This window comes from Brevibacterium salitolerans (assembly GCF_039531405.1).
Lineage (GTDB): Bacteria > Actinomycetota > Actinomycetes > Actinomycetales > Brevibacteriaceae > Brevibacterium > Brevibacterium salitolerans.
This window is the reverse complement of the sequence record NZ_BAAAPZ010000002.1, coordinates 175,852-185,313: the sequence shown is the minus strand read 5'-3', so window position 1 is coordinate 185,313 and position 9,462 is coordinate 175,852. Positions and strand designations below refer to the sequence as shown.

Sequence of the window (9,462 nt, the reverse complement as noted above, 5' to 3'; positions counted from 1 at the left end):
CTTCAGCGTGTGCCGGCGGCCGTCAGCCGCCGTCGATCCGCCGGATCACCGTCGTCCGGCGCTCCACCACGATCCGCTGCTGGATGCGCTCCCGCAGACCTTCCGGCGCGCTGCCCGTGCAGGAGCGCTTCACGAGCTCCTTGAGCAGTGCCTCCACCTCGTACTCGTCCTGGCAGTTGGTGCAGCAGTCGAGATGGGTCTGGATCTGCCGGATCTCCGCGGCCTCCAGCTCGCCGTCGAGGTAGTGGTAGATGCGCTCGAGGCTCCGCTCACGCGCAGAACCGCAGCGGTCCTCGTCCTCCTGTGCTCCTGCGCTCATGAATCCTCCTCCTGCGTGTCCTGGGACGCCGCCGGGGCGTCCGCCCCGCGTTCGTCCGGGTGGACGAACCCGCGCTCCCGCGCGTAGTCGTGCAGCATGTCCCGCAGCTGCCGCCGGCCCCGGTGCAGCCGGGACATCACGGTGCCGATGGGGGTCCCCATCACCTCCGCGATCTCCTTGTAGGGCATCCCCTCCACATCCGCGTAGTACACGACCATGCGCCGGTCCTCCGGCAGCGCGGAGAGCGCGTCCGTGACGTCGGAGTCAGGCAGATGGTCGAGCGCCTCGAGCTCCGCGGAGCGGCCGTCGGAGGACGAGTGCGTCGAGGCGCGGTGGATCTGCCAGTCCTCGATCTCGTCCGCCTGCGATTCCTGCGGCCTCCGCTGCTTCCTGCGGTAGCTGTTGATGAACGTGTTGGTGAGGATCCGGTACAGCCACGCCCGGAGGTTGGTGCCGGGGGTGTACTGGTGGAACGCCGAATACGCCTTCGCGTACGCCTCCTGCACGAGGTCCTCCGCGTCCGCGGGATTCCGGGTCATGCGCAGCGCTGCACCGTACAGCTGGTTGACGTACTCGAGAGCGTCGCGTTCGAAGCGCGCGTGGCGCTCCTCGTCCGTCTCCGCTGGGGGAGTCTCCGTGGCTTCAGTCATCATGACCCATCGTAGGTCCTCCTCCGCGGGAACTGCAGTCAGCGTGCTCATCCCACCTCCTCGTTCTGCAGGGACAACAGAGGGGACGCGGAGGGTATTCCGGCGGGGTGGGCCGGCGGTGGGGATTTCGGTCGGGCTGGTTCCCGGTCGGAGAGATATGCTGGCGCGAGAAGAGATCTCTCTGACGAAGGAAGGACCCACTGTGAGCCCTGTCCGTCTGCTCGCCCGTCCCCTGCTCGCCGGCGCCTACATCGCCAACGGCATCTCCCGCGTCCGCGCTCCCCGCGGCTCCCAGCGCTCCGCCGAGGCCGTCCTCGCCGCGGCCTCACGCGTGGTGGAGCTGCCGGTGGGTCCGGAGACCCTCGCCCGGTCGGCCGGAGCCGCCCAGGTGGCCGCCGGGGCCCTGCTCGCGATCGGCAAGCTCCCCCGTCTCAGCGCGTCCGTCCTCGTGGGCACCTACCTCTTCGACGTCGTCGGCACGGCCCTCTCCCAGGACGCCGCCGAGTCCAAGGAGGACAAGGCGGCGCGCCGGAGCGACCTCCTCACGCGCACCTCGCTGCTCGGCGGCGCGCTGCTGGCCGCCGTGGACACGGCCGGCCGGCCCGGGCTCGCCTGGCGCGCCCAGCACGCCGCCGAGGACCTGCGCAAGAGCATCGAGAAGACCTCTGCCCGGGCCGTCGACGCCGTGAGCAGCCGCAGCTGAATGGAAAGCTCCGCCTCTCCTCTCCCCGGGCCCTCGCCTGAGCAGTGGGCCGCACCGGCCGCCTCGGGTCCTGCGCCCTCTTCCCGACCGGTGGACCCGCCTGAGCAGTGGGCCGCACCGGCCGCCTCGGGACCCGTGTCCGCAACCGTCCGCGTCCCCGGCTCCAAGTCCCTCACCAACCGCTTCCTCGTCCTCGCCGCGGCGGCGGATGCGGAGTCCGTCGTCCGCAACGCGCTCGTCAGCCGTGACACACAGCTGATGGTGTCCGCGCTGCGGGCGCTGGGCGCGGACATACGCACGGACTCCGAGGGAGCCCTGCGCGTCGCCCCGCTGCCGCTCGGGACGGACGGCACGGCCCCGGCCGAGGCCCGGGTGGACTGCGGCCTGGCCGGCACCGTCATGCGCTTCGTCCCACCCCTGGCCGCCGCCACGGGACGCCGCGTGCGCTTCGACGGCGACGAGCAGGCCTATTCCCGCCCCATGTCGACGATCCTCACCGCCCTGGAATCGCTGGGCGCGGAGGTGTCCGCGGAGAACGGCACCCTGCCCTTCACCGTCGAGGCGCCCGGCGGCATGCGGGGCGGCCACATCGAGATCGACGCCTCCGCGACGAGTCAGTTCGTCTCCGGACTGCTGCTGTCCGGCAGCCTCTTCGACCTCGGCGTCGAGCTCGTGCACACGGGAGCCTCGCTGCCCTCGCGCCCGCACATCGACATGACCCTCGAGGTGCTCGCGGACGCGGGCGTCCACGTCGAGGAGCCCGCGCCCGGCCGCTGGGTCGTGGAGCCGGGCCGGCCTCGGGCCCTCGACGTCACCGTCGAGCCCGATCTCTCCAACGCCGCCGCATTCCTCTCCGCCGCCCTCGTCACCGGCGGGTCCGTCACGGTCCCCCACTGGCCGGCGCACACGCAGCAGGCGGGCGACCGCTTCCGGGAGATCGCGGAGGCGTTCGGCGGCACCTGTGACCTCGACCGCTCCGGACTCACCGTCACCGGTCCGCAGACGCTGGCCCCGGTGGACCTCGACCTCTCCGAGGTGGGCGAGCTCACGCCCGTCACCGCCGCCGTCGCCGCATTCGCCCCCGGCACGAGCGTGCTCCGCGGGATCGGGCACCTCCGCGGCCACGAGACCGACCGCCTCAGCGCACTCGCCGCGGAGCTCACCGGCGCGGGCGCGCAGGTGGTCGAGGGCCCGGACAGCCTCACGATCTCCGGCACCCCCTCCGTCCCGACGCTCTGGCGCACCTATGCCGACCACCGCATGGTGATGGCGGGGGCGATCGTCGCGCTCCGTGTCCCCGGTCTGCGGATCGACGATCCGCAGACCGTCGGCAAGACCCTCGCGGAGTTCCCCGAGCTCTGGACGCGGGCCGTGGACGCCTGAGCGGGTACGGACATGGCACGCATCATCAGGAGCGCGGAGGAGTACCGGCCGCGCCCCAGCAAGCGCGGGAGCAGGCCCCGCACCAAGCGCCGCCCGGACCATGCCGACGCCGTCCCGGGCGTGGTGGTCTCCGTGGACCGCGGACGCCTGCGTGTGGTGCTCGGTCCCTCGTTCGCACAGGCGGACCCCGAGGCCGTCATCGTCTCCTGCGTCCGCGCCGCGCAGGTTCGCCGGCGCTCCATCGTCCCCGGCGACCGGGTGCGGGTCGTCGGCGACGTCAGCGGGGACGAGGGCACGCTGGCGCGCATCGTGGGCCGCGAGGAGCGCAGGACCGTGCTCCGCAGATCCGCCGATGACACGGACCCCACCGAGCGGGTGGTCGTGGCGAACGCGGACACCCTCGTCCTCGTGACGGCGGCGGCCGATCCGGAGCCCTCCTGGGGCTTCCTCGACCGTGCCCTCGTCGCCGCCATCGACGCGGGGATCCGCCCGGTCATCGCCGTGACGAAGACGGACCTCGCCTCCGCCGGAGCGGTGCGGGAGCACTTCGCGGACGTGGGCGCACAGGTGGTGGAGTGCGGCTACGGTGAGGCGGGACGGCCGCGCGTCACTGCCCTGCTGCCGGAGCTCGCCGGACGGGAGGCGGTGCTGCTGGGGCAGTCCGGCGTGGGCAAGTCGACGCTCATCAACGAGCTCGTGCCCGGCGCGGACAGGGCCACCGGCGAGGTGAATGCGGTGACGGGCTCCGGCCGCCACACCTCCTCCTCGGCCTGGGCCCTGCCCCTGCCCGGCGGCGGCTGGGTGATCGACACCCCCGGCATCCGCAGCTTCGGCCTGGCCCACGTGGTCCCGGACTCCGTCGTCGCCGCGTTCGAGGAGCTCGCACCCGCCACCGCGGACTGCCCGCGCGGCTGCACCCACGCGGCCGGGGCACCCGGCTGCGCCCTCGACGCCTGGGTGGAGTCCGGGCGCGCCGGTCCGGCCGGCGCACGCCGCCTCGCCTCCCTGCGCAGACTGCTCGGCAGCCTCGGCTGAGGGCTCGCCCCGCTCACGGCACGGCCCCCGGGGCGTCCGCATGACGGCTCCGGGGCGCAGCGGGCCGGGGTGTGCCTACAGTGGGACCATGGCAGACGACCTCGCACTCGCACTCGCACTCGCCGACGCCGCGGACGCCCTCGCGCTCCCCCGCTTCCGCTCCCACAACTTCTCCGTCGAGTCCAAGCCGGATCTCACCCCCGTGACGGAGGTGGACCGCGCCGTCGAGGAGCTCATCGCCTCGCGGCTGGCCGAGGCCCGGCCGGCCGATGCGCTGCTGGGCGAGGAGTTCGGCGCGCACGGCTCCGCCGAGGGCCGCAGGTGGATCGTCGACCCGATCGACGGGACCAAGAACTTCGTCCGCGGAGTACCCGTCTGGGCCACGCTCATCGCCCTCTACGACGAGGAGACGCCGCTGGTGGGCGTCGTGAGCGCCCCTGCACTCGGCCTCCGGTGGTGGGCACAGGCCGGCGGCGGGGCGCACCGCAGCGTGGCCGGCGGCCCGCCGGAGCGGCTGACGGTGTCCGGTGTGACCTCACCCGCCGATGCCTCGCTCTCCTACTCCTCGCTGAGCGGCTGGGCGGAGCGCGGTCTGCGCGAGCGCTTCCTCGCACTCACGGACGCGGTGTGGAGGACGCGCGCCTACGGCGACTTCTGGTCCTACATGCTGGTCGCGGAAGGGGTCGTGGACCTCGCCTGCGAGCCGGAGCTCGAACTCTACGACATGGCCGCCCTCGTCCCGATCGTGACGGAGGCCGGAGGGGTGTTCACCTCTCTCTCCGGCAGGCCGGGGCCCTTCGGCAGCGACGCCGTGGCGAGCAACGGCGCACTGCACGCATATGCGCTCGACGCGCTGGGGGCGGCACCGGGCGGGACGCCTGTGGCGGACACGCCAGGCGGGCGCCGCACGGGTGAGGAGACGCAGGCATGAGCCCGGCCGGCACGGAACCGCTGTGGCACCGCATGGCTGCCGCCGCGGGCCTCGTCGCCCCCGACGGCACGGTGGAGCAGACCGTCTTCGGGCAGATGACGCAGCTCGCGGCCGCGCACGGCGCGGTGAATCTGGGGCAGGGCGCGCCGGGCGATCCCGCCCCGGGCTTCCTCCTCGAGTCCGCGCACCGGGCGATGCTCGCCGGCCACAACCAGTACTCGCCGCCGCAGGGTCTGCCGGCGCTGCGGGAGGCGGTCGCGGAGCAGCGGCTGCGGGACTGGGGACAGCGCACGGATCCCGCGGACGTGCTCGTGACGACCGGGGCCACGGAGGCCCTCACCGCCGCGCTCGTGGCGCTGGCACCGGCCGGGTCCGAGGTCGTGGTGCTGGAGCCGTACTACGACTCCTACGCCGCTGCGGCGGCACTGAGCGGCGCGCGGATCCGCCCGGTGGGTCTGCGTCAGACCCCCACGGGACCGGCCGTGGACTTCGAGGCCCTCACGGCCGCAGTGGGCCCGCAGACCTCGGTCGTCCTGCTCAACACCCCGCACAACCCCACCGGCCTCGTCCTGGACGAGGAGGATCTTCGCCGGATCTGGGAGATCGTCGAACCCAGCGGCGCGCGGGTGCTGACCGACGAGGTCTACGAGCACCTCGTGTTCGACGCCCGCCACACTGCACTCGCGGCGCTGGTGGACGATCCACGGATCGTCACGGTCTCCTCGGCGGGGAAGGCCTTCAACGCCACCGGCTGGAAGGTGGGCTGGCTCATCGGCGCGCCCGCCGTCGTGCAGGCGGTGCAGTCCGTCAAGCAGTTCCTCACGTTCGTCTCCGGCGCCCCGCTGCAGCCGGCCGTCGCGGCGGCGCTCCGTGAGCATCCGGAGTTCCTGCGGGAGAACGCACAGGCGCTGGCCGCACGCCGCGACGTCCTCCTCGACGCCCTGCGCGAGGTGCCCGGCGTGCACGTGGACTCACCCGCCTCCGGATACTTCGCGCTCGCGGACTTCGCGGAGGTCACCGACGAGGACGCCGCGGCGCTCAACGCCCGTCTCACACGGGAGGCGGGGGTGACGGGGATCCCCGCGCCTGCCCTCTGCGCCGCGGGCTCCCCCACGGCCGGCCGGCTGCGTTCCGTGATCCGCTATTCGTTCTGCAAGAGCGCGGCGGACGTGGACCTCGCGGCGGAGCGGATCCGGGAGTTCGCCCGCAGCCTCTGAGTTCGTCCGCAGCCGCTGAGCCCCTCCGCACACCCGGCAGAGAACCGCGCACGTGCGGGGCCGAGGCCGGACGGGCATCGCGCGCGGAGCACCTTGGGCGCGGACAGCCGGGGCAGGAGGCACAGAGCGCTGCGGGCGGTGGGGACATCCCCACCGCCCGCAGCGCTCAGGCACGCGTCGTCATGCCGGACGCACGCACTCGCCTCAGGCGCGCACCGCCTCGATCTCGATGTTCACCGCGATCTTGTCGGACACGAGGAGCTCTCCGCCCTTGAGCACGGCGTCGAAGCTCATGCCGAAGTCCTTGCGGTTCACCGTGCCGGTCGCGGAGAAGCCCGCCACCATGTTGCCGCCCGGATCCTCGGCCGCGCCGTTGAACTCGGCGTGGAACACGACCTCACGCTCCACCCCGCGGATGGTGAGGACGCCGCGCAGGTCGAACTCGGGTCCGTCGACGTTCTCCACCGCGGTGGAGGCGAAGGTGATCTCCGGGTACTCGTCCGCGAGGAGGAAGTCCCCCGTGCGCAGGTGGCCGTCGCGCTGTTCGTTCCCGGTCGTGATCGAGGCGGCCTCCGCCGTCGCGGAGACCGTCGAGTCCTCGAGGGTCTCACCCACCTCGACGGCACCGCCGATGACGGTGAAGAGGCCGCGGACCTTGGAGACGCCGGCGTGGCGTGCGACGAAGGCGAACTCGGAGTGGGTGGCGTCCACGTTCCAGGTGCCGGCGGTGAGTCCTGCGGGAAGTGCGGTCATGGCTGCTCCTCATGTAGTTCAATGTTCAACAACAACGCCCACATTAGTTGAAGTTTTAACTAGCGGCAAGAGGGTGCCCGGATTTTCACTGTGACAGCTGTCACTGCATGGGGGAAGACCGTGCGCTCCCTCTTCACGGAGCATTCACCGAGCGGCGACGAGGGCCTGCCGCAGCCGGGCCGCTTCCTCGTGCCACGCGGGCCTGAAGGCGTAGACGCATCCGAGGCGCAGCAGCGCCGCCCGCTCGTAGAGATGCGTCGCCGCGGGCGGCACACCCTCCCGCGCCCCGGCCTCCCGCAGCCGCGTGAGCACCGTCGCGGCGCGCTCGGCGGTCCACACACCCTGCCGCGCGCGCCACAGCGCATGGGCACGCAGGTTGCCGAGGTCGAGGGCCGGGTCCGCGAGGCAGGCGGTGTCCGCGTCCAGCAGTCCGGGCCCGGCAGCGGCGTCCCACAGCAGCTGCTTGTCGTGCAGGTCCCTGTGGGACGGCCTCCGGACGCGGTCGCGGACCGCCGGGGCGCAGAGGTCCGCGGCCGCCTCCTCGACCGCGGCGGCGTATCCGGTGCGCTCGGCGCCCATGAGGGGTGCCGCGCGTTCACACCATGTGCGGAGGACTTCCGCCTCCGCGGCGGAATCGTGGACCGCTCCCCACCGCACCGCCCCGCGCTCCGGACCGGAGACCGCCCGCGCCCACGCCGCTGCGGTCTCCGCCCAGGCCCGGTCCCACTCCGCCGCGCTGAACGCCGCGCAGTCGTGGAGGCTCGTGCCTGCGAGTGCCGCGAACGTCACCGTCGTCTCATCGTGGTCGAGGACCTTCGGCATGCGGAACCACCGGGCGAAGGACGCGGCGCGCTCGATGCCCGCGAGGATCCCCGCGGTCCGTCCCGGCCGGACGATCTTCACGAAGCGACCGTTGTCTGCGCTGCGCACCACCGCCCGCTTCCCCGGCCGGTGCGAGACGACGGTCCCCTCCGCCGCCGCGGCCGTGAGTGCCGGGAGACGGGGGTCGCACCCCTCCTCCAGCAGGACGATGCCGTCCGCTCCGAGGCGGCCCGCCCGCACCCGGCCGTCCGGAGAGGTCGCCTCGAGGACGATGTGCCCGTCCCCCTCGGGCCAGGCCCGGCGCACGGTCCACCGGACTCCCCCGTGCTCGCATTCCGCCGGCGGGAGCCTCACAGCCCGCTCACCTCCTCGGCCTCGCGCAGTCGACGCTCCAGCTGGGACTGCCAGTCCGGTGCCAGCCGCCGCAGGGGGTCCAGCGCTCCGAGGACGAGCGCGTGGGCCTCCCACACGGCGGCACCGGCGAGGGCGGTCCGCAGGAGACGGCCCTCGTCGCTGCCGGAGGCCCGGGCCTCGGCGACCTCCCGGTAGCCGTCCGTGAACGCTGCGGCGAGCCGGGGCAGACCCGCGCCGCGACAGGCAGCCAGCCAGCTCCCCACGTCGCGGGCCGCCTGCCCCGCCCCGGCGCGGTCGAGGTCGATGAGGCGGATCTCCCCCGCGGCGTCGACCAGCACCTGGTCCGGCGAGAGGTCTCCGTGCAGCAGCACCCGCGGGCCGCCGTCGTCCAGGCGGGGCCCGAGGCGGTCCGCCAGACGACGCGCGCGGGAGCCGAGCGCGGGAGCCGCCGCGGCGACGGCACGGGCGGCGGGTCCCAGTCCGGACCGGAGGACACGCACCCCGGTCCGCGGGAGCGCCGGTGCCCCGGACCCGGGGCGGAGGCCGCGCAGCGAACGGCGATGGACCGCCGCCACGGCACGCCCCGCACTCCGTGCGGCGGCCTCCTCCGGGTGCGCCCGCAGATCTCCGGCGCCCCACCAGGGCGAGACCACCGTGCCCGCCCCGTCCGGACCGCGGACCCGTCCGCGCACCTCCGCCGGCAGGACAGGAGCGCCCAGGCGCGCCCAGAGCCGCGTCGCTTCCGCGAGAGCTCCGCTGCCGCCGGCCGCCGTCCGCAGCACGCGCGCCCCGGAGGAGTCCTCGGCCCGGAGCACCAGGCGCCTGCGGGGGTTGAAGCGCAGCACCTCCCACCGCGTGCCCGGCACCGCCTCCGCCCGCACCCGTGACAGCTGCGAGACGAGGGACGGATCGGCCCAGACCGGTCCGGAGAGCAGGTGCGGTCCCCCGCCGCCCGCCGCTGTGTGCTCGACGAGCGGGACACCCGCGCGGCGGGCACGGCGCACCGCGTTGTCGCGCTTGTCGCTGTCGGCGAAGATGCCCGTCCAGCCGTGGCCGCCGGTCCAGCTCCGGGCGCCCTCACCGTCCGGTTCCTCCCAGGCGACGACGAGGCTGCGACCGGGCTTCATCCGCAGGTACCGCGGCGCGGCCCGCACCCCCAGCAGCGACGACAGCCGAGTGGGATCGAGCACCTCGTCTGCGCGCGGCACCGCGGCCATCTCCGCGATGCGCCGCAGCCCGGCAGTGCGGTCCACGGCACCGGTGGCGTCCCCGTGCGCCGGCCTCATGCGCGCGCC

10 protein-coding genes are annotated in these 9,462 nt (G+C 74.0%); 5 read left to right on the top strand and 5 right to left on the bottom strand.

Annotated features, from left to right (window positions below):
- Positions 1-22: 22 nt before the first annotated feature.
- Together rsrA and ABD240_RS01760 are read right to left on the bottom strand one after the other, a co-directional pair.
- On the bottom strand, positions 23-319 hold the full coding sequence (gene rsrA / locus ABD240_RS01765; RefSeq protein ID WP_291794648.1) for a mycothiol system anti-sigma-R factor: 297 nt from the start codon (positions 317-319) through the stop codon (positions 23-25).
- The gene (locus ABD240_RS01760) at positions 316-972 is read right to left on the bottom strand and encodes a sigma-70 family RNA polymerase sigma factor (RefSeq protein ID WP_291794651.1); all 657 of its coding nucleotides are present in this window, start codon (positions 970-972) and stop codon (positions 316-318) included. Before ABD240_RS01760 ends, rsrA begins: the two co-directional genes overlap by 4 nt.
- A 199-nt stretch (positions 973-1,171) precedes the next feature.
- On the opposite strand from ABD240_RS01760, the gene ABD240_RS01755 reads away from it, so the two are divergent.
- From ABD240_RS01755 to ABD240_RS01735, 5 genes are all read left to right on the top strand, one after another.
- Positions 1,172-1,672: a DoxX family membrane protein gene (locus tag ABD240_RS01755; RefSeq protein WP_344334655.1), complete on the top strand. Its 501-nt coding sequence runs from the start codon at positions 1,172-1,174 to the stop codon at positions 1,670-1,672.
- A 135-nt stretch (positions 1,673-1,807) separates the two neighbouring features.
- Entirely contained in the window at positions 1,808-3,055 is a 1,248-nt protein-coding gene (gene aroA, locus ABD240_RS01750; protein WP_344334654.1) for a 3-phosphoshikimate 1-carboxyvinyltransferase, read from the top strand.
- Between the two features lie 12 nt (positions 3,056-3,067).
- Positions 3,068-4,090: a ribosome small subunit-dependent GTPase A gene (gene rsgA, locus ABD240_RS01745; RefSeq protein ID WP_291794628.1), complete on the top strand. Its 1,023-nt coding sequence runs from the start codon at positions 3,068-3,070 to the stop codon at positions 4,088-4,090.
- An 88-nt stretch (positions 4,091-4,178) separates the two neighbouring features.
- Positions 4,179-5,021 carry a histidinol-phosphatase gene (gene hisN / locus ABD240_RS01740; RefSeq protein WP_291794630.1) on the top strand — a complete coding sequence of 281 codons (843 nt, stop codon included), beginning with the start codon at positions 4,179-4,181 and terminating at the stop codon, positions 5,019-5,021.
- Positions 5,018-6,238 carry an aminotransferase class I/II-fold pyridoxal phosphate-dependent enzyme gene (locus ABD240_RS01735; RefSeq protein WP_291794632.1) on the top strand — a complete coding sequence of 407 codons (1,221 nt, stop codon included), beginning with the start codon at positions 5,018-5,020 and terminating at the stop codon, positions 6,236-6,238. Before hisN ends, ABD240_RS01735 begins: the two co-directional genes overlap by 4 nt.
- Positions 6,239-6,442: 204 nt before the next feature.
- Here ABD240_RS01735 and ABD240_RS01730 read toward each other — a convergent pair whose 3' ends face one another.
- The 3 genes from ABD240_RS01730 to ABD240_RS01720 form a co-directional block, all read right to left on the bottom strand.
- Positions 6,443-6,991: a YceI family protein gene (locus tag ABD240_RS01730; RefSeq protein ID WP_291794633.1), complete on the bottom strand. Its 549-nt coding sequence runs from the start codon at positions 6,989-6,991 to the stop codon at positions 6,443-6,445.
- A 144-nt stretch (positions 6,992-7,135) separates the two neighbouring features.
- On the bottom strand, positions 7,136-8,167 hold the full coding sequence (locus tag ABD240_RS01725; RefSeq protein WP_291794634.1) for a hypothetical protein: 1,032 nt from the start codon (positions 8,165-8,167) through the stop codon (positions 7,136-7,138).
- Positions 8,164-9,453, bottom strand: coding sequence for a phosphotransferase (locus ABD240_RS01720; protein WP_291794635.1), 1,290 nt, complete (start codon positions 9,451-9,453; stop codon positions 8,164-8,166). The genes ABD240_RS01725 and ABD240_RS01720 overlap by 4 nt, the downstream gene beginning before the upstream one ends.
- Positions 9,454-9,462 lie beyond the last annotated feature (9 nt).

Bases quoted from the DNA above. Each gene is read 5' to 3' on its own strand.
- ABD240_RS01730 (WP_291794633.1), bottom strand. From the start codon at position 6,991: ATGACCGCACTTCCCGCAGGACTCACCGCCGGCACCTGGAACGTGGAC.
- ABD240_RS01735 (WP_291794632.1), top strand. From the start codon at position 5,018: ATGAGCCCGGCCGGCACGGAACCGCTGTGGCACCGCATGGCTGCCGCC.
- rsgA (WP_291794628.1), top strand. From the start codon at position 3,068: ATGGCACGCATCATCAGGAGCGCGGAGGAGTACCGGCCGCGCCCCAGC.
- rsrA (WP_291794648.1), bottom strand. From the start codon at position 319: ATGAGCGCAGGAGCACAGGAGGACGAGGACCGCTGCGGTTCTGCGCGT.
- ABD240_RS01720 (WP_291794635.1), bottom strand. From the start codon at position 9,453: ATGAGGCCGGCGCACGGGGACGCCACCGGTGCCGTGGACCGCACTGCC.
- ABD240_RS01760 (WP_291794651.1), bottom strand. From the start codon at position 972: ATGATGACTGAAGCCACGGAGACTCCCCCAGCGGAGACGGACGAGGAG.
- hisN (WP_291794630.1), top strand. From the start codon at position 4,179: ATGGCAGACGACCTCGCACTCGCACTCGCACTCGCCGACGCCGCGGAC.